The sequence below is a fragment of the Streptomyces roseofulvus genome (assembly GCF_039534915.1).
Classification (GTDB): domain Bacteria; phylum Actinomycetota; class Actinomycetes; order Streptomycetales; family Streptomycetaceae; genus Streptomyces; species Streptomyces roseofulvus.
The window spans coordinates 589550-609157 of the sequence record NZ_BAAAWE010000001.1 but is presented as its reverse complement, the minus strand read 5'-3'; the positions used below and the strand labels follow the sequence as shown (position 1 = coordinate 609157).

The following is a 19608-nucleotide window of genomic DNA, read 5'->3' as shown; positions in this document are numbered from 1 at the left end:
GGTGCGGCGCACTGAGGAAGTGCGGTGGTACGAGGTCCCGGTGAGGTCGTGGCTCCGACCTCGGGGACACCAGCACGCCTGGGACGTACGAGACCTTGGAAGCGCTCCCACTGGAAGCGGTTCCAGTCCGCGGCGGTAGGTCCGGGGCGTGGCCGTATCGTGTGTTCCGCTGATCGTCACTGTCAAGTGGCCTCACGTAACCGACACTTCACATGGCGGCGATCACCCTTTACAGTCCTGGAACTGGAAGCGCTTCCAGCCTTCCAGGCGTTCAGGCCGCGACAGGAAGGCGGATCATGGCCGAAGATGTGCCGCGCCGGCAGTCGACCCTCGACGAGGTGGCCGAACTGGCCGGAGTCTCAAGGTCGGTGGCCTCGCGTGTGCTCAACAACGCCCCGCACGTCAGCCCCGCCAAACGCGAGGCGGTCGAACGGGCCGTCCACCGACTCGGATACGTACCGAACCCGACCGCCCGGGCGCTGGCGACCCGGCAGACCGGAGCGGCCGCCCTGGTCGTCTCGGGGGAGGATCCGTCGATCTTCGCGGATCCGTTCTTCGCCCAGGTGATCGTGGGGGCCTCGGCGGCCCTGGAGGACGCCGACCTGCACCTGATGCTGTGTCTGGCCGCCTCCGACCGGGGGCGCAGGCGCGTGGAGCAGCTGCTCCGGTCCAAGGGGGCGGACGGCGTCATGCTGATGGCGCTGCGCGAGGACGATCCCCTGGCCCGCATGGCCCAGGAGGCGGAGATGCCCGTCGTGTTCGGCGGGCGCCCCGTCGGTTTAGACCCCCGGTGGTACGTGGACGTCGACAACGTCGGCGGGGCGCGCGCGGCCACCGAGCGCCTGATCTCGCTCGGCCGGACCCGCGTCGCCACGATCTGCGGACGCCTGGACACGGAGGTGGGGCGCGCCCGTCACCGCGGCTACCGGGACGCGATGCTGGCGGCGGGACTGGAACCGTGTCCGCCGCAGGCCGGCGACTTCACCGAGTCGAGCGGAGCGGAGGGCATGGCCGCCCTGCTGGAGCGCCACCCGGACCTGGACGGGGTGTTCGCCGCCAGCGACAACATGGGTGTGGGGGCGCTGCGCACCCTGCGCGGGGCCGGCCGCCGCGTCCCCGAGGACGTGGCCGTGATCGGCTTCGACGACCTGGCCGTGGCCCGGATCGCCGATCCGCCGCTGACCACGGTGCACCAGCCCATAGAGGGTCTCGGCCGCGAGATGGCGCGCATGCTCGTCGCGCTCCTCAACGGACAGGCCCCCACCCCGCTGATCCTCCCCACCCGCCTGGTCGTCCGCGCCAGCGCCTGACGGGCCGCGTCGCGGCGGGCCTCCCGGCCCGCCGCCGCGCCCCCCGGGCTCCGCCGTGAGCTCCGTCCGCCTGCCCGTCCGCATGTCGACGCGCGTACGTGCGTGCGCCGATCCGGACGTTCGCCCGTGCGCCGATCGGCGCGCTCGTCCGTGCGGATCCGCGTGCGCTGTCCGCCCCGGCCGACCGCCTTGACAGACCGTCAAGCGGGCGGCAGGGTTTCGACGCCACCATTTGGGAGCGCTCCCAAACCCGGGACTCAGCTCCGACAGCGTGGCCTTCCCCCGGCCTTCGAAGGCCCTTCCCTCCCGCGCCGGCCACCGCCCCCGAGCGACCGCCGGCGGGTCCCTCGCCCCTCCCTTGACGCATCGAGGAGATGCCATGTCCCGACCGACCGTGCAGCGCGCCCGTCTCCGCTCCGCCGTCCTCGCCTCCGCTGCGGCGACCCTCGCGCTCGTCCTCACCGGCTGCTCGTCCTCCGACAGCGGCTCCGCCTCCGCCGACGGGAAGATCACCCTGACCGTCGGCACCTTCGGCACGTTCGGCTACAAGGAGGCCGGGCTGTACGACGCGTACATGAAGCAGCACCCGGGGATCACCATCAAGGAGAACCCGACGACCGTCGAGGGCAACTACTGGACCGCCCTGCAGACCCGCCTGTCCGGCGGCGGACTCGACGACGTCCAGGCCCTGGAGGTCGGCCGGATATCCCTCGCCACCTCCGAGGACCTCGCCGACGCCTTCGCCGACCTGTCCGACGCCCCCGGCGTCGAGAAGAAGAACTACCTGCCCTGGAAGTGGGACCAGGCGACCACCGCCGACGGCAGGACCATCGGCCTGGGCACCGACGTCGGCCCGATGGCCATCTGCTACCGCCAGGACCTGTTCAAGGCCGCGGGCCTGCCCTCCGACCCCGAGTCCGTCGGCAGGCTGTGGGCCGGCGACTGGGCGAAGTTCGTCGAGACGGGCAAGCGGTACCAGGCCAAGGCGCCCAAGGGCACCTTCTTCATGGACAGCGCCACCGGGCTGTTCAACGCCGTCGTCTCCAGCAGCCCCGTCCAGTACTACAAGGACGGCGAGCTCGCCTACAAGGACTCGCCCAGCGTCAAGACCGCCTGGGACCTGGCCGTCAAGGCCGTCCAGGGCAAGACCAGCCAGGGTCTGAAGATGTTCGACACCCCCTGGCAGACCGCGTTCTCCAAGTCGACCTTCGCCACCACCGTCTGCCCGTCCTGGCAGCAGGCCAACATCCAGCAGTTCTCCGGCCCCGCCAACAAGGGCAAGTGGAACATCGCCCAGCCCCCGGCCGCCGGCAACTGGGGCGGCTCCTTCCTCGCCGTGCCCGCCTCCGGCAAGCACGTCGAGGAGGCCAGGAAGCTCGTGGCCTGGCTGACCGCGCCCGAGCAGCAGGCGAAGGTCTTCCAGAAGGTCGGCAACATCCCCGCCAACCAGGCCGCCTACGAGCTGCCCGGCGTCGTCGACTACAAGAACCCCTACATCGGCCCCGGCGCGGCCACCGGACGGATCTTCTCCACCGCCGCCCAGGCCATCAAGCCCGCCGAGATCGGCCCGCACGCGCAGGACCTGGCGGGCGCCTTCGGCACCGGCGTCCAGCTCATGGAACAGAACGGCAAGAGCCCGGAGGAGGCGTGGAACGCCACGGTGCGCGAGGTCGACAGCACCCTCCAGTAGCGCGCCCCGTCCCGCCCGCCTCCCGCCCGGCCGCCGTCGCGGGGGTGGGGGCGGCCGGCCACAGGGGAGCCGGCCGCCCCCACCCCGTACCGACGCACCCGCCGTGACCACCGAAGGAACCGCCCGTGGCCTCCACGACCGCACCCAGCCGCAACGGCCCCGCCGGCCGCCGGTCCACCCCGCCGCCCCCGCCCCGCTCCGCCCGGGCCTCGGCCTGGCGCAGCCGCCTGCACCGCTGGGACACCAAGGGCACCCCGTACGCCCTCGTCGCCCCCTTCTTCCTCGTCTTCGCCGCCTTCGGCCTCTTCCCGCTCCTCTACACGGGATGGCTCTCCTTCCACCGGGTGAGCCTGTACAACGTCGACCGTGCCGAATGGGTCGGGCTGCGCAACTACGCGGACCTGTTCACCGGCCAGGTCAGCCACTACTTCTGGAACGCCCTCCTCAACACCTTCACCCTCGGCGTCCTGTCCACCGTGCCGCAGCTGCTGATGGCGCTGGGCCTCGCCCACCTGCTCAACTACCGGCTGCGCGCCCGCGGGTTCCTGCGTACCGCGCTGCTCGCCCCGTACGCGACCTCCGTCGCCGCCGCCACCCTCGTCTTCGCCCTCATCTTCAGCCCCGAGGGCGGCATGGCCAACTGGGTCCTCGGCCTGTTCGGCGCCGGGCCCGTGCACTGGGAGGCCGGCCGCTGGAGCTCGCAGTTCGCGATCTCCGTGATCGTCACCTGGCGGTGGACCGGCTACAACGCCCTGATCTTCCTCGCCGCCATGCAGGCCGTGCCGCGCGAGCTGTACGAGGCCGCCGCCCTCGACGGCGCCAACCGCTGGAAGCAGTTCCTGCACGTCACGATCCCCGCTCTGCGGCCCACGATCCTCTTCACGGTGATCGTCTCGACCATCGGGGCCACCCAACTCTTCGGCGAGCCCTATCTGTTCGGCGGCCAGAGCGGCCACCAGGGCGGCACCGACCACCAGTACGAGACCCTCGGCATCCTCATGTACGACCAGGGCTTCCACTCCAGCATGCTCGGGCGCGCCAGCGCGGTCGCCTGGATCATGTTCGGCCTGCTGCTGCTCATCGGGCTCGTCAACGCGCTGATCACCCGCCGCCTGCGCGCCTCCCAGTGACGTGGAGTACCCCATGACCACCACCACCCCCGCATCCGACCTCCCCCGGCGCACGGCGACGCGCCCGTCCGCCCGCGCCGGCCGCGCCGGCGGCCAGCACCGGGCCGGGCGACTCGCCCGGGTCGTCCTCGGACTCGCCGCCCTGGCCTCGCTGTTCCCGCTGTACTGGACGCTGGTCGCCGCCTCCACCGACAGCCACGCGGTCGTCTCCAGCCCGCCGCCGCTGCTGCCCGGCGGCAACCTCTTCGAGAACCTCACGTACGTCTGGAACAACGCCGGCGGACGCGGCATGGGCGTCGCCCTCCTCAACTCCACGCTCGTCGCCGGCGCCGTCACGGTCAGCACGGTGACCTTCTCCGTGCTCGCCGGCTTCGCCTTCGCCAAACTCCGCTTCCGCGGCAAGAAGGTGATGCTCGGCCTGGTCCTGTCCACCCTCGCCGTGCCCGCGCAGCTCAGCGTCGTGCCCCTGTTCATCCTGACCAAGAACCTGGGGCTCGCCAATCACCTCGGGGCGCTGATCCTGCCCGTCCTGGTCACCGCCTTCGGCGTCTTCTTCATGCGCCAGTTCCTCTCCCAGGCGCTGCCCACGGAGCTCCTGGAGGCCGCCCGGGTCGACGGCGCCAACTCGCTGCGGGTCATCTGGCACGTCGTCTTCCCCGTCGCCCGCCCGGCGATGGCGGTCCTCGGCATGCTGACCTTCGTCCAGTCGTGGAACGACTTCCTCTGGCCGATCATCGTCATGAACGGCTCCACCAACCCCACCGTCCAGGTCGCCCTCGCCGGACTGGGCACCGGCTGGTCGACCGACTGGTCCGTCATCACCGCCGGAGCGCTCATGGGCACCCTGCCGCTCCTGCTGGTCTTCGCCCTCTTCGGCCGGCACATCGTCGGCGGCATCACCCAGGGCGCCCTCAAGGGCTGACGCCGGCCCGCGCCCCGCCTCCTCGTCCACGAACCCCTTCGTCCAAGGGAGACACCACCATGTCCGCAACCCCCGTCACCGCCCCCGCCGCCGCGGCCGTCGACCGGCTGCAGTTCCCGCCCGGCTTCCTCTGGGGCGCGGCCACCGCCGCGTACCAGATCGAGGGCGCCGTCGCCGAGGACGGCCGCACGCCCTCCATCTGGGACACCTTCTCCCACACCCCCGGCAAGGTCGCGGACGGCGACACCGGTGACATCGCCTGCGACCACTACCACCGGTACCGCACCGACGTGACCCTGATGTCCCACCTCGGCCTCCAGGCGTACCGCTTCTCCCTGGCCTGGCCGCGCATCCAGCCCGGTGGCCGGGGACCCGCCAACGCCGCCGGCCTCGACTTCTACAGCCGGCTCGTCGACGAACTGCTCGACGCCGGCGTCCAGCCCGTCGCCACCCTGTACCACTGGGACCTTCCCCAGGAGCTGGAGGACGAGGGCGGCTGGACGGCGCGCGAGACGGCCGAGCGCTTCGGCGAGTACGCGGCCCTGGCGGCCGACGTCCTCGGCGACCGGGTCGCCCTGTGGACCACGCTCAACGAGCCCTGGTGCTCCGCCTTCCTCGGCTACGGCTCCGGCGTCCACGCGCCCGGCCGCACCGACCCCGCACTCGCCCTGCGCGCGGCCCACCACCTCAACCTCGGGCACGGCCGCGCCACCGCCGCCCTGCGCGCGGCCCTGCCCGGCCACGCCCGGGTCGCGGTCTCCCTCAACCTCCACCAGGTCCGCCCGCTCACCACGGACCCCGCCGACCTCGACGCGGCCCGCCGCATCGACGCCGTCGCCAACCGCGTCTTCACCGGCCCGATGCTCTCCGGCGGATACCCGGACGACCTCCTCGCCGACACCGCCCACGTCGTCGACTGGGACGCCCTCGTGAGGCCCGGCGACGAGGCCGCCATCGGCGCGCCCATCGACCTCCTGGGCATCAACTACTACACGCCCGCCGTCGTCTCCGCCCCCGGGTCCGGACCGGTCGCGGCCGACCACGCCCACGGCGAGAGCGACCACGCACCGTGGCCCGGCTCCGAGCACGTGCGCTTCCACCGCCCGCCCGGCGAGACCACCGACATGGGCTGGGCCATCGATCCCACCGGCCTCTACGACCGCCTGACGGCCGTCTCCCGCGCCCACCCCGGCCTCCCGCTGGCGGTCACCGAGAACGGCGCGGCCTTCCCCGACGTTCCCGCGGCGGACGGCCGGATCCACGACCACGACCGGATCGACTACCTCCACCAGCACCTCGCGGCCGTCCACCGGGCCATCGCCGACGGGGCGGACGTCCGCGGCTACTTCCTCTGGTCCCTGCTCGACAACTTCGAATGGGCCTACGGATACGCCAAGCGTTTCGGCGCCGTCCACGTCGACTACGCCACCCAGCTGCGGACGCCGAAGCGCAGCGCCCGGTGGTACGCCAGGGCCATCGCCGCGAACGCGATCCCGGCTCTCTGAGCCGTTCCTCAGGGGCGGAGCAGGACCCGCCCGACACGGGGATCGCCGCCGGCCGTGAGTGCCATGGCCCGCTCGAACTCGTCGACGCCCAGCTGGTGCGTGACGAGTTCGAGCGGTGTCAGCCGCGCCGCGGAGAAGGCGCGCACGGCGGAGGACCAGGCGCCGGAGGGGGCTCCGAGGGCGGTTCCGATCGACAGCTGCCGTGCGACGAGCCGGGCGGGATCGAGCCCGGCCGCGCCGTGGACCGGGATGCCGGTGAGCACCAGGCGTCCCCCCGGCCGCAGCAGGGACGTCGCGGCGCGCGCGGTCGACGCCGCGCCCACGGCGTCGATCACGAGGTCGAAGTCCACGAGACCGGAAGGCCGGTCCCAGGTGCGGTAGGCGGTGGCTCCGAAGCGGTCGGCCAGGGCGGCCCGGCCGGGGCCGGTGCCGACGACCGTCAGCTCGCTCGGGGAGAAGGCGCCGAGGAGCTGCGCGGTGAACAGGCCGAGGGCGCCGGCGCCGATGACGGCCACCCGCGCACCGGGCAGCGGGCCCGCCTTGAGGACGGCGGCGGCCGCGCGGGCGGCGGGTTCGAGCAGCGCGGCGGCGGTGAGATCGGCGTCCGGCGGCAGGGTGTGCAGCAGCCGGGCGGGTAGCGTCAGGGTCGGGGCCATCGCGCCGGGGCGGGTGAACCCCGTCTCCTCGTAGCCGGCGGTGCACAGGTCGGTCTCGCCGGCGCGGCAGCGGGCACAGGTCGCGCAGTTCCACAGCCCCTCGCCCACGACCTTCCGCCCGATGAGGGACGCCGGCGCGCCCTCGCCCACGGCGGTGACGGTGCCGGACCACTCGTGGCCGGGGGTGAGCGGATAGCGCGCGTACGGGGCGGGGCGGCGGCCCAGGTAGAGGTCGCGGTCGCTGCCGCACATCCCGGCGGCGTGGACGCGCACCTGGGCCTCGCCGGGGCCCGGCCGCCGGGGCACGTGCTCGACGAGACGAGACGTCCCGGGAGCGTCGAGGACGACGGCCTTCCCCGGCGGGCTCACCGCGAGCCGTCTCGGGCGCCGGACCGGGTGGAGGGCATGGGGCGCTCCCGTTGTTCGATATATCGGGCGTCGTTCGAAAAGGTGTCGCGACGATACGAAGCGCGGTGGAGGGTGTCAACGGCCCTCGTCGCACGGGGTGTCCGGCGATCGGCGCGATCCTGGGGAGGCGGGTGTTAACGCTCACAACTTGAGGGCGGGTGCTTGCTGCCACCGACGCGGGCCCGCGCATCAAAAACTGGTAACGCCCGTACAAGCCCTTGAGTTACGAGTCTGTTAGCGCTCACAATGTGTCGCGTTCGCCAGCTCACCGACCGCCGGGGGCCGACGTTTCACTCTGCCCCCGCCCGGTCCGACCATCGCTGCGCAGCCCTGTCTTCGCCGGGCCCCGACCCCTTCAGGGCTCCGCCTGGTACGACGCACGTCCCGAGAGGAACCACGACATGGCCCACAGAGCCCTCCGCGTCATCACCGCCGCCGTCCTGGCCGCTGGTGTGCTGACCGCCTGCACCACCGAGCCCGCGTCCGACGGCACCACCGGCGGTGCCGGCAAGGGCTCCTCCGACGGCAAGCTGGTGCTCGGGTTCGCCCAGGTGGGAGCCGAGAGCGGCTGGCGCACCGCCAACACCAAGTCCGTCCGCGAGGCCGCCGAGAAGGCGGGCATCACGCTGAAGTTCTCCGACGCCCAGCAGAAGCAGGAGAACCAGATCAAGGCGATCCGCACCTTCATCCAGCAGAAGGTGGACGTCATCGCCTTCTCGCCGGTCGTGGAGTCCGGCTGGGACACCGTCCTGAAGGAGGCCAAGAACGCCGGCATCCCGGTGATCCTCACCGACCGCGCGGTCGACTCGCAGGACACCTCGCTCTACCAGACCTTCCTCGGCTCCGACTTCGTCAAGGAGGGCCAGGAGGCCGGCAAGTGGCTCGTCAAGGAGTACGAGGGCACCTCCGACCCCGTCAACGTCGTCGAGCTCCAGGGCACCACCGGCTCCGCCCCCGCCAACGACCGCAAGGCCGGCTTCGCCGAAGCCATCAAGGGCGACCCCAAGTTCAAGGTCATCGCCTCCCAGACCGGCGACTTCACCCGCGCCAAGGGCAAGGAGGTCATGCAGGCCTTCCTCAAGTCCCACAAGGACATCGACGTCCTCTACGCCCACAACGACGACATGGCCCTCGGCGCCATCCAGGCCATCGAGGAGGCGGGCAAGAAGCCGGGCACCGACATCAAGGTGATCTCCGTCGACGGCATCAAGGACGCCTTCGTCGCCATGCAGGAGAAGAAGATCAACGTGGTCGTCGAGTGCAACCCGCTCCTCGGCGACCAGCTCATGGACCTCGTCAAGAAGGTCGCGGCGGGGGAGAGCGTCCCGCGACGGGTCGAGGTCGAGGAGGGCGTCTTCACCCAGGACCAGGCCGCCGCCGCCCTGCCCGGCCGCCAGTACTGATCCACCGCCCGCACCGGACCGGGGGCGGCCCTCGCGCCGCCCCCGGCCCCTCAGGAGAGGAGGGCGGATGACAGCCCCACCCACCCCCACCCCCACCGACCGGCCGGTCCTGGAGGCCCGCGGCATCCGCAAGGCTTTCCCCGGCGTCCTCGCCCTCGACGGCGTCGACCTGCGCCTCTTCCCGGGCGAGGTCCACGCACTGATGGGGGAGAACGGCGCCGGCAAGTCGACCCTCATCAAGGTGCTCACCGGCGTCCACCCGCCCGACGCGGGCACGGTCACCGTGGACGGCGACGCCCGGCGGTTCACCGAACCCCTCGAAGCCCAGCACGCCGGCATCAGCACCGTCTACCAGGAGGTGAACCTCTGCCCCAACCTCTCGGTCGCGGAGAACATCCTCGTAGGCCGGGAACCACGGCGCTTCGGACTCGTCCACTGGAAGGCCCTCCACCGGCGCGCGGCACAGCTCATCACCGAGCTGGAACTCGACCTCGACGTCCGCATGCCCCTGAGCGCCCACTCCATCGCCGTTCAGCAACTCGTCGCGATCGTCCGCGCCGTGGACGTCCAGGCGAAGGTCCTCGTCCTCGACGAGCCCACCTCCAGCCTCGACCGCGACGAGGTCGCCCAGCTGTTCGCCCTGGTGCGCCGGCTGCGCGACCGGGGCGTCGCGATCCTCTTCGTCACCCACTTCCTCGACCAGGTCTTCGACCTGTGCGACCGGGTGACCGTCCTGCGCAACGGACGGCTCGAAGGCGAGTACCGGATCGACGAACTGACCCCCGTCACCCTCGTCCACCGCATGGTCGGCAGCGAACTGAGCACCCTCGACGAACTGGCCGAGACCTCCCACACCGCCACCGCCGCCACCCCCGGGTCCGCGGAGACCCCCCTCCTCAGCGCCCGCGGGCTCGCCCGGACCGGCTCCATCCAGCCGTACGACCTCGACATCCACCGCGGCGAGGTCATCGGCCTCGCCGGACTCCTCGGATCCGGACGGACCGAGGCCGCCCGGCTGCTCTTCGGAGCCGACCACGCCGACGGCGGCGAACTGCGGATCCACGGCGAACGCGCCGTCCTGCGCTCGCCGCGCACCGCGATCGCCCACAAGATCGCCTTCTGCTCCGAGAACCGCAAGGCGGAGGGTCTGATCGGCGAACTCACCGTCCGCGAGAACATCGTGCTCGCCCTCCAGGCCGCACGCGGCTGGACCAGACCCCTCTCGCGCGCCCGGCAGGAGGAGATCGCCGCACGATGGACCGAGGTCCTCGACATCCGCCCGGCCGACCCCGAAGCCCAGGTCCGCAACCTCAGCGGCGGCAACCAGCAGAAGGTGCTGCTCGCCCGGTGGCTGCTCACCGACCCCGAGCTGCTGATCCTGGACGAGCCCACCCGGGGCATCGACATCGGCGCCAAGACGGAGATCCAGCGGCTCGTCAGCCGCCTGGCCTCGGAAGGCACGGCGGTGCTCTTCATCTCCGCCGAACTCGAGGAAGTGCTGCGGCTCAGCCACCGGGTCGGCGTGCTGCGCGACCACCGGCTCGTCGCCACCCTCACCAACGACACCACCCTGACGCCCGACCGGATCCTGGGCGCGATCGCCACCGGAGCCACCTCATGACACCACCTCACGACACCGGCGCCGGGGGGCGTCCGGCCCGGACGCGCGGCGCCCGGCGGCTCACCGAGCACCGGCTGTTCTGGCCCGCCGCCGTGCTGGCCGCGCTGCTCCTCGGGAACCTCGCGCTCACCCACGACTTCTTCGCCGTCCGCGTCCAGAACGGACACCTGTACGGCAGCCTGATCGACATCCTCCAGTTCGGCGCCCCGCTGATCCTGGTCTCCGTCGGCATGACGCTCGTCATCGCCACCCGCGGCATCGACCTCTCGGTCGGTTCGACGGTCGCCATCGCCGGGGCCCTCGCCTGCGAGCACATCGCCACCGCGAAGGACCCCGGAAGCCTCTCGACCGTCATGGCCGCGATCGCGGTCGCGCTCGGCGTGGCCGCGGCGATCGGCCTGCTCAACGGCCTGCTCGTCGCCCGGCTCGGCGTCCAGCCCATCGTCGCCACGCTGGTCCTCATGGTCGCCGGACGCGGCGTGGCCCAGCTGATCACCGACGGCCAGATCATCAGCGTCTCCAGCAGCGCCTACAAGATGATCGGCGGCGGCTACTGGCTCACCCTGCCCTTCGCCGTCCTGCTCGCCGCGGCCCTCGTCGCCGTCACCTCCGTCGTCACCCGGCGGACCGCGCTCGGCATGCTCATCGAATCGGTGGGCGGCAACCCGGTCGCGAGCCGGCTCGTCGGCATCCGGGCGTCCGGCCTCCTCGTCACGGTGTACATCGTCAGTGCCGTGTGCGCCGCGGTCGCCGGCCTGATGATCAGCTCCAACGTGTCCAGCGCCGACGGCAACAACGCCGGCCTGTGGATCGAGCTCGACGCGATCCTCGCCGTGGTCATCGGCGGCACCGCGCTGACCGGCGGCCGCTTCTCCCTCGGCGGCACCGTCCTCGGCGCGCTGATCATCCAGACCCTCTCGACCACCATCTACACCCTCGGCGTACCGCCGGAGACCACCCTCGTCTTCAAGGCCCTGGTCGTCATCGTCGTGTGTCTCGTCCAGTCGCCCGCGTTCCGCGCGCGGCTCTCCCGCCGTCGCCGGACGGCCGCCCCGGACCCGGCCCCGGCGGCCGGCGACCTGACGGCCCGCCGGCAGGAGGTCCACTCGTGAGCACCACCCTCGCCAAGCCGCTCCACCGCTTCTCGGCACGCCACGCCGCCCGCCTGCCGCTCATGGTGACGGCCACCCTCCTGGTGGCCATGTTCACGGTCGGCTCCGTGCAGTACGAAGGCTTCTTCTCCGCGCAGGTCCTGCTCAACGTCCTGATCGACAACGGCTTCCTGCTCGTCGTGGCGATCGGCATGACCTTCGTCATCCTCACCGGCGGGATCGACCTCTCGGTCGGCTCCATGGTGGCCCTGTCGACCATGCTGACCGCCTGGCTCGTCGAACAGAACGGCCTGCCGCTCGCCGTGGCGGTGCCGGTGGTCCTCCTGGTGGGAGCGGGCGGCGGAGCCCTCATGGGCTGGGTGATCCACGCCTTCGAGATCCAGCCCTTCATCGTCACCCTCGCCGGCATGTTCCTCGCCCGCGGCCTCTGCTACATGATCAGCACCGAGTCCATCTCGATCACGGACCCGACGACCACCCGGATCGCCCAGACCCGGGTGCTGCTGCCCGGCGGCCTGTTCGTCTCGCCCGCCGTGGTCATCGCCCTGGTCGTCCTCGCGCTCGCCTTCGTCGTCCTCCACCACACCCGCTTCGGCCGCACCGTCTACGCCCTCGGCGGCAACGAGTCCTCCGCCCGCCTCATGGGCCTGCCCGTGGGACGCACCAAGGTCATGGTGTACGCCGTCAGCGGCCTGTGCTCCGCCCTCGGCGGCCTGCTGCTGACCTTCTACATGCTGTCCGGCTACGCCCTGCACGCCGTCGGCATGGAACTCGACGCCATCGCCGCCGCCGTGATCGGCGGGACCCTGCTGACCGGCGGTTCCGGATTCGTCCTGGGCACCGCGCTCGGCGTGACGGTCCTCGGGCTGATCCAGACGATCATCAGCTTCCAGGGCACCCTCAGCTCGTGGTGGACCCGTATCGTCATCGGCGGTCTGCTGTTCGTCTTCATCCTCCTCCAGCGCCTCTTCGGCGGATCCCGCCAGGCGGAATAGACCCCGGGCCACGAGGGGGCAGGGACCTCCCTGCCCCCTTTTCGGCTGCGCCCCCTCGCGACCAAGGAACCCCATGAACCCAGCCACGCCCCCGCTCACCGGAGTCCCCCCGGTCCGCCACGCCGACCCGCGCGCCGGAGAACGATGGACCTTCGGCTTCCCCGGCGGACTCACGGCCGAGGTGCACACCCGCGGCGCCCGCCTCCACGGCCTGTGGGCGCCGGACCGGAACGGCACCCCGGCCGACGTGGTCCTCGCTCCCCGCGACCCGGCCGAGACGGCCACCACCGCCCGGTACTTCGGCTCCACCGTCGGCCGCTACGCCAACCGCATCGCCCACGGCCGGTTCACCCTGGACGGGACGCCGCACCAGCTGACCACCCAGGAGAACGGCCACTGCCTGCACGGCGGGACGGACGGCTTCGACACCCGGCTCTGGGAAGCCGAGAGCGTGCACACCCCGGAGTGGACCGGTGTGCTCCTGCGCCTCCGCAGCCCGGACGGCGACCAGGGCTTCCCCGGGAACCTGGTCGTCACCGTCAGCTGCCTCATCGGCCGCGACGACGAACTCGCCTTCTCCTACACGGCGGTCACCGACGCCGCCACCCTCGTCAACCTGACCAACCACGCCTACTTCAACCTCGACGGCGAGGGCGCCGGCGACGTGCTCGGCCACGAACTGGCCGTCGACGCCTCCCACTACACACCGGTCGACGGGGACCTCATACCCGACGGGGAGCACCGCCCCGTCGACGGCACCGCCTTCGACCTCCGCCGGCCGCTCAGGATCGCCGACGCCCTGGACCACCCCGGCGCGCCCGGCGGCTACGACCACAACTTCGTCCTGGACCCGCACGGCGACGGTCGGCTGCGCCGGGCCGCCGTCCTGTACGCCCCGGCCACCGGCCGGCGCATGGAGGTGCTGACCACGGAACCCGGCCTCCAGGTCTACTCCGCGGGGCAGTTCGACGGGACGGTCCTCGGCAAGAGCGGTACGCCCTACCGGGCGGGCGCCGGCATCGCGCTGGAGACCCAGCACTTCCCCGACTCCCCGAACCGCCCCGGTGACCCGTCCACGGTGCTGCGACCGGGGGAGCGGTACACGTCGAGGACGGTCCTCCGGTTCGGCACGCGCGACTGACCGCGCACCGACACGGCTGTGCCCGCCGGCGTTCCCGCCGGCGGGCACAGCCGTGTCCGGAGCCGCGTCAGGCGCCCGCCCGCCGCTTGTTCCACACGTCGAAGCCGACCGCGGCCAGCAGCACGAGGCCCTTGATGACCTGCTGCCAGTCGGTGCCCACCCCGACGAGGTTCATGCCGTTGTTGAGCACGCCGAGCACCAGACCGCCGATGATGGCGCCCAGGACGGTGCCGACGCCTCCGCTCATCGACGCCCCGCCGATGAACGCGGCGGCGATGGCCTCCAGCTCGAAGTTCACGCCCGCCTTCGGCGAGGCCGCGTTGAAGCGCGCCGCGAAGACGAGCCCGGCGAGCGCCGCGAGCATCCCCATGTTGAGGAAGACCGCGAAGGTCACCTTCCGGTCCTTGACGCCGGACAGCTTCGCGGCGGGCAGGTTGCCGCCGATCGCGTACACGTGGCGGCCGATCACCGCGTTGCGCATCACGTAACCGAAGCCGACGAGCAGCACGGCCAGGATGAGCAGGACCACCGGCGCGCCCTTGTAGCTGGCGAGCAGCAGGGTCGTGAGCAGTACCGCGGCCACCAGCGCGGTCACCTTCAGCGCGAACAGGCCGGTGGGGAGCGTCTCCAGGGCGAACTCCCGCTGGCGGCGACGGTCCCGGACCTCCTGGAAGACCACGTAGGCGATCAGGCCCAGGCCGAGGAGCAGCGTCAGGTTGTGGTAGTTCGTGCGCGGCCCGACCTCCGGCAGGAAGCCGTTGGCGACCTTCTGCAGGCCGTCCGGGAACGGGCCGAGCGTCTGCCCCTTGAGGAAGATCTCCGTGAGCCCGCGGAAGAGCAGCATGCCGGCCAGGGTCACGATGAACGACGGTATGCCGACGTACGCGATGAAGTAGCCCTGCAGCGCGCCGGCGACGGCCCCCAGGAGCAGGGTGAGGAGCACGGCGACCGGCCAGGAGACGTGGTGCTCGACCATGAGCACCGCCCCGACGCCGCCCACCAGGGCCATCAGCGAGCCCACCGACAGGTCGATGTGCCCGGAGATGATGACGATCATCATGCCGATGGCCAGGATGAGGATGTAGCTGTTCTGCAGGACCAGGTTGGAGACGTTGCGCGGCAGCAGGAGGTCGCCGCCCGTCCAGATCTGGAACAGCAGCACGATCAGGCCCAGCGCGAAGAGCATGCCGTACTGGCGCATGTTCCGCCGGACGCCGTCGAGGAGCATCCGGAGCACCGGTGTCCCGGTGACCGGGGAACCGGCGCCCGGGGGCGCCGGGGCGGTCGTCTTCGTGCCGACTTCGGTGCTCATGCCTGGTGTCCTTCGGTGGAGGCGGTGCCCGCGGGGACCGCCGGCGGTGCGGGGGAGCTCTGCGTCATGTGCCGCATCAGCACTTCCTGGGTGGCGTCGGCACGGCCGACCTCGCCGGTCAGCCGCCCGGCGGCCATGGTGTAGATGCGGTCGCACATGCCCAGCAGTTCGGGCAGTTCGGAGGAGATGAGGAGGATCGCCTTGCCCTCGGCGGCGAGCCGGTCGATCACGGTGTAGATCTCGTACTTGGCTCCCACGTCGACCCCGCGCGTGGGCTCGTCGAGGACGAGGACGTCCGGTCCGGCGAGGATCCACTTGCTGAGGACGACCTTCTGCTGGTTGCCGCCGGACAGACGGCCGACCGGTTCGAGGACGTTCGGAGCCTTGATGTTCATGGTCCGCCGGTACCGCTCGGCGACCCGGCGCTCCTCGTGCCCGTCGACGACCCCGCGGCGGGCGAGCGCGCCGAGCGAGGCGAGCGAGATGTTCCGGCTCACGGAGTCCCCGAGGTCGAGGCCGTAGTGCTTGCGGTCCTCGGTGACGTACGCGATGCCGTGGGCGACCGCCTCGGGAACCGTACGCGTCCGCACCTCGCGGCCGTCCTTGAGCACGGTGCCCCGCTCGTAGCGGCCGTAGGAACGCCCGAAGACGCTCATGGCCAGTTCGGTCCGGCCGGCCCCCATGAGTCCCGCGACGCCGACGATCTCCCCGCGCCGGACCTGGAGCGACACGCCGTCGACGACCTTGCGGCCGCGGTCGAGCGGGTGGCGCACGGTCCAGTCGCGGACCTCCAGGACGGGGGTGGCGTCGGCCGGGCCCTCGTACGGCGTCCGGTCGGGGAAGCGGCTGTCGAGGTCGCGGCCCACCATGCCGCGGATGATGCGCTCCTCGGTGGTGGCCGGGTCCCTGACGTCGAGGGTCTCGATGGAGCGCCCGTCGCGCAGGATGGTGACGGCGTCGGCGATCCGGGCGATCTCGTTCAGCTTGTGCGAGATGAGGATCGAGGTGATGCCCTGGCTCTTCAGTTCTCCCATCAGACCCAGGAGCTTCGCGCTGTCCTCGTCGTTGAGCGCCGCGGTGGGCTCGTCGAGGATGAGCAGCCGGACGTCCTTCGCCAGCGCCTTCGCGATCTCCACCAGTTGCTGCTTGCCGACGCCGATGTCGGCGACCCGGGTCTCCGGGTGCTCGTCGAGGCCGACCCGTCGCAGCAGTTCGGACGCCCGGCGCAGCGCCTCGCGCCAGTCGATGATGCCGCGCCGGGACGGTTCGTTGCCGAGGAAGATGTTCTCGGCGATCGACAGATGGGGGACGAGCGCGAGCTCCTGGTGGATGATGACGATCCCGCGCCGCTCGCTGGCCCTGATGTCCTTGAAGCGGCACGGCTCGCCGTCGAAGAGGATCTCGCCCTCGTACGTCCCGTGCGGGTGGACCCCGGAGAGGACCTTCATCAGGGTCGACTTGCCGGCGCCGTTCTCCCCGCACAGGGCGTGCACCTCACCGCGTTCCACGGAGAGGGTCACGTCGTCGAGCGCCCTGACTCCGGGGAAGGTCTTGACGATGGAACGCATCTGGAGAAGGGCGGTCACTTCAGTGCCCCGGCGTCGATGTAGCCGGACTCGACCAGGACGTTGCGGTAGTTCGACTTGTCGACGCTGACCGGCTCGAGCAGGTAGGCCGGAACGACCTTCTTGCCGTTGTCGTACGTCTTGTCGTCGTTGGTCTGCGGCTTCCTGCCCTCCAGGACGGCGGTGACCATGTCCGAGGCGACCTTCGCGAGGGCGCGCGTGTCCTTGTAGACGGTCTGCGTCTGCTCGCCCGCGATGATCGACTTCACGGAGGCGACCTCCGCGTCCTGGCCGGTGACGACCGGCAGCGGCTTGGCGGCGCTTCCGTAGTCGTCGGACTTCAGCGCGGACAGGATGCCGATGGAGATGCCGTCGTAGGGGGAGAGCACGGCGTCGACGCGGGCCGTGGAGTACGCGGAGGTCAGCAGGTCGTCCATGCGCTTCTGCGCCGTCCCGCCGTCCCAGCGCAGGGTGGTGACCTGGTTGAGCTGGGTCTGCTGGGAGCGCACGACCAGCTGCTTCTTGTCGAGGTAGGGCTTCAGCACCTTCATGGCGCCGTTGAAGAAGTACTTGGTGTTGTTGTCGTCGTTGGAGCCGGCGAACAGCTCGATGTTGAAGGGGCCCTTCTTCGCGCCGGACTTCAGCCCCAGCTTCTCGACGATGTACGTGGCCTGCAGCTCGCCGACCTTCTCGTTGTCGAAGGAGGCGTAGTAGTCGACGTGGGGGGAGCCCAGGATGAGCCGGTCGTAGGAGATGACCGGGATGTCGGCGTCCGCGGCCTGCTGCAGGACGTTGGACAGGGCCTCGCCGTTGATGGCGGCCACGACCAGCGCGTCGACGCCCTGGGTGATCATGTTCTCGATCTGGGCGACCTGCTGGTCGGGGTCGTCCTCGCCGTACTGCAGGGTCGTGGCGAAACCGGCCTGCTTCAGGCTCTCGGTCATGTTGCGGCCGTCGGCGATCCACCGCTCGGAGGACTTGGTGGGCATCGCGATGCCGATGGTGCGCTCCTTCTTCTCCTTCGCCTCCTGGCTGCCGCCCTCGGCGGTCTGTCCGCAGGCGGTCAGGAGCAGGGCGCAGCCGGTCGTCACGGCGAGGAGAGCGGATGCGGATCGGAACTTCTTCATGGGCGGTACCCATCCCGTCGTCGAGGGCGGCTCAGACCGGGAACGGGCGCGACGGCAGCGCGGGTCCTCGCACTGCCGGGACGGCGCCGTTCCGGCTGGGGGGCCGGGGCGTCGGCACCCCGGTCGAGCTAGATTGTTAGCGCTCACAACAGCGTGATACAAGAGGCGCTAAGGTTTTTCCCGTATCGATACACAGCCGTGAGCACGGAGAAGGGAGGCGAGCGTGGTCCATCCCGCGGAAGACGTCCGCCCGCCGACGATGGCCGACGTCGCACGGGAGGCGGGGGTCTCCCACCAGACGGTCTCCCGGGTGCTGAGCGGTCACCCCAACGTGCGCGCGGCCACCCGCGAGCAGGTCACCCTGGCCATCGAGCGGCTCGGCTACCGCCGCAACTCCGCCGCGCGCGCCCTGGTGACGCGCCGGACCAGGACGCTCGGCGTCATCGCGGTCAACACGGCCCTGTACGGACCCGCCAGCACCCTGACCGGCCTGGAGGAGGCGGCCCGCGAGGAGGGCTACCTCGTCTCGACCGTCAGCCTGCGCAGCGGAGGGGGACAGGGGCTCAGGGACGCGATCGACCACCTCGCGGCCTGGGGCGTGGAGGGCGTCGTCGCCATCACCCCGCAGCGCTCGCACGTGCAGGCGCTCGCCGAACTCGACGCGCCCTTCCCCGTCGTCACCGTCGAAGGCGGTCACCAGCTCGACCTGCCCGGCGTCTCCCTCGACCAGGAGCTCGGCGCCCGCATGGTCACCGAGCACCTGCTCGCCGCCGGCCACGCCAACGTCTGGCACGTGGCCGGGCCAGGCGACTGGCTGGAGAGCGAGGCCCGCACGGCGGGCTGGCGCGCCGTGCTGGAGGAGAGCGGCATCCGGCCGCCGCGCGTCCTGACGGGGGACTGGAGCCCGCTCTCCGGCTATCGGGCGGGCCAGGAACTCGCGGGCCTCGTCCTGGCCCGCCGGGGCACGACACCGGTCACGGCCGTCTTCGTCGCCAACGACCAGATGGCGCTCGGCGTCCTGCGGGCGCTGCGCGAGGGCGGCATCCGCACGCCCGCGCAGGTGGCCGTCGCCGGCTTCGACGACATCCCCGAGGCCGAGTTCTTCCCGCCGCCGCTGACGACGGTCCGCCAGGACTTCGCCGCGATCGGACGCCGGAGCATCCAGCTGCTCGTCGACCACATCGAGGGCCGCGCCACGAAGACCGAACACCTCCTGGTCGAACCCCAACTCATCATGCGCGCGAGCACGCGGCCGCCGGGGGATGCGTGACGGGTGGTGTCTGCAGCCGGCGGGGCGGCGTTTCGCCTGTGCGGGCCGGTGCGGGCCGGTGGGCTGGTGGGCCGGTGACGGCCTCTGCGAGGCGGCGTTCGCCCACCTCGGGGCGGCGCGGGAGCGGTGACTGCCCCCGGGCCGGACGGCGTGTGACCGGCGGGACTCTCCCCGGCGACGCCTGACCGGCGCAGACGGCGTGTGCCGCCTGCGCCAGGCGGCTGCGGGCGGCGTGTGACCGGCCGGACCCTCCCCGGCGACGCCCGGCCGGCGGAGGCGGCGTCTGCCCACGCTGCGGCGACGACTGGCCCGCCGGCCGGGTGCCGCTGGAACGCCGGCGTGGTGTTTGACCTGCCTCCGGGTGCGCTCCTGGCCCGTCGAGGGGGCTCCGGGGCCCGCCCCGGCGGGGCCCGCGTCACCGCGCATGCGTGGGGCGGTGGC

At 71.7% G+C, this 19608-nt stretch carries 15 protein-coding genes; 11 read left to right on the top strand and 4 right to left on the bottom strand.

All coding sequences use genetic code 11. The annotated features are described in order from the left end of the window. Positions 1-296 precede the first annotated feature (296 nt). The 5 genes from ABFY03_RS02930 to ABFY03_RS02910 all read left to right on the top strand — a co-directional run bounded on the left by ABFY03_RS02930 (position 297) and on the right by ABFY03_RS02910 (position 6557). Positions 297-1310 (top strand): LacI family DNA-binding transcriptional regulator, encoded by a 1014-nt coding sequence (locus ABFY03_RS02930; protein WP_319013362.1) that lies wholly within the window; start codon positions 297-299, stop codon positions 1308-1310. 379 nt (positions 1311-1689) lie between these two features. Continuing rightward, positions 1690-3000 (top strand): ABC transporter substrate-binding protein, encoded by a 1311-nt coding sequence (locus ABFY03_RS02925; RefSeq protein ID WP_346169064.1) that lies wholly within the window; start codon positions 1690-1692, stop codon positions 2998-3000. A 125-nt stretch (positions 3001-3125) separates the two neighbouring features. Further along, the gene (locus ABFY03_RS02920) at positions 3126-4130 is read left to right on the top strand and encodes a carbohydrate ABC transporter permease (RefSeq protein WP_386723747.1); all 1005 of its coding nucleotides are present in this window, start codon (positions 3126-3128) and stop codon (positions 4128-4130) included. A 13-nt stretch (positions 4131-4143) separates the two neighbouring features. Continuing rightward, complete coding sequence (locus ABFY03_RS02915) at positions 4144-5052, top strand: carbohydrate ABC transporter permease (RefSeq protein WP_319013364.1); 909 nt, start codon at positions 4144-4146, stop codon at positions 5050-5052. Positions 5053-5111: 59 nt separating this feature from the next. Continuing rightward, on the top strand, positions 5112-6557 hold the full coding sequence (locus tag ABFY03_RS02910; protein WP_346169063.1) for a GH1 family beta-glucosidase: 1446 nt from the start codon (positions 5112-5114) through the stop codon (positions 6555-6557). A gap of 8 nt (positions 6558-6565) precedes the next feature. On the opposite strand, the gene ABFY03_RS02905 is transcribed toward ABFY03_RS02910, so the two are convergent. Continuing rightward, complete coding sequence (locus ABFY03_RS02905) at positions 6566-7582, bottom strand: zinc-dependent alcohol dehydrogenase (RefSeq protein WP_346169062.1); 1017 nt, start codon at positions 7580-7582, stop codon at positions 6566-6568. Positions 7583-8022: 440 nt separating this feature from the next. Between ABFY03_RS02905 and ABFY03_RS02900 the strand changes: the two genes are divergently transcribed. The 5 genes from ABFY03_RS02900 (at position 8023) to ABFY03_RS02880 (ending at position 13893) form a co-directional block, all read left to right on the top strand. Continuing rightward, positions 8023-9024 (top strand): ABC transporter substrate-binding protein, encoded by a 1002-nt coding sequence (locus ABFY03_RS02900; RefSeq protein ID WP_319013367.1) that lies wholly within the window; start codon positions 8023-8025, stop codon positions 9022-9024. Between the two features lie 67 nt (positions 9025-9091). Further along, positions 9092-10645 (top strand): sugar ABC transporter ATP-binding protein, encoded by a 1554-nt coding sequence (locus tag ABFY03_RS02895; protein WP_346169061.1) that lies wholly within the window; start codon positions 9092-9094, stop codon positions 10643-10645. Further along, on the top strand, positions 10642-11757 hold the full coding sequence (locus tag ABFY03_RS02890; protein WP_346169060.1) for an ABC transporter permease: 1116 nt from the start codon (positions 10642-10644) through the stop codon (positions 11755-11757). Before ABFY03_RS02895 ends, ABFY03_RS02890 begins: the two co-directional genes overlap by 4 nt. Further along, positions 11754-12752 (top strand): galactofuranose ABC transporter, permease protein YjfF, encoded by a 999-nt coding sequence (gene yjfF, locus ABFY03_RS02885; RefSeq protein ID WP_346169059.1) that lies wholly within the window; start codon positions 11754-11756, stop codon positions 12750-12752. Before ABFY03_RS02890 ends, yjfF begins: the two co-directional genes overlap by 4 nt. Positions 12753-12825: 73 nt before the next feature. Next, entirely contained in the window at positions 12826-13893 is a 1068-nt protein-coding gene (locus tag ABFY03_RS02880; RefSeq protein ID WP_346169058.1) for an aldose epimerase family protein, read from the top strand. 67 nt (positions 13894-13960) lie between these two features. Here the strand turns inward: ABFY03_RS02880 and mmsB are convergent, their stop codons facing one another. From mmsB to chvE, 3 genes are read right to left on the bottom strand one after another with little or no spacing between them, the layout of a single operon-like run. Continuing rightward, positions 13961-15205, bottom strand: a complete 1245-nt coding sequence (gene mmsB / locus ABFY03_RS02875; RefSeq protein WP_319013372.1) for a multiple monosaccharide ABC transporter permease — start codon at positions 15203-15205, stop codon at positions 13961-13963. Next, positions 15202-16773 (bottom strand): multiple monosaccharide ABC transporter ATP-binding protein, encoded by a 1572-nt coding sequence (gene mmsA / locus ABFY03_RS02870; protein ID WP_319013373.1) that lies wholly within the window; start codon positions 16771-16773, stop codon positions 15202-15204. The genes mmsB and mmsA overlap by 4 nt, the downstream gene beginning before the upstream one ends. Positions 16774-16787: 14 nt before the next feature. Further along, on the bottom strand, positions 16788-17897 hold the full coding sequence (chvE, locus tag ABFY03_RS02865) for a multiple monosaccharide ABC transporter substrate-binding protein (protein WP_319013374.1): 1110 nt from the start codon (positions 17895-17897) through the stop codon (positions 16788-16790). 259 nt (positions 17898-18156) lie between these two features. Between chvE and ABFY03_RS02860 the strand changes: the two genes are divergently transcribed. Then, on the top strand, positions 18157-19167 hold the full coding sequence (locus tag ABFY03_RS02860) for a LacI family DNA-binding transcriptional regulator (protein ID WP_319013654.1): 1011 nt from the start codon (positions 18157-18159) through the stop codon (positions 19165-19167). Positions 19168-19608 lie beyond the last annotated feature (441 nt).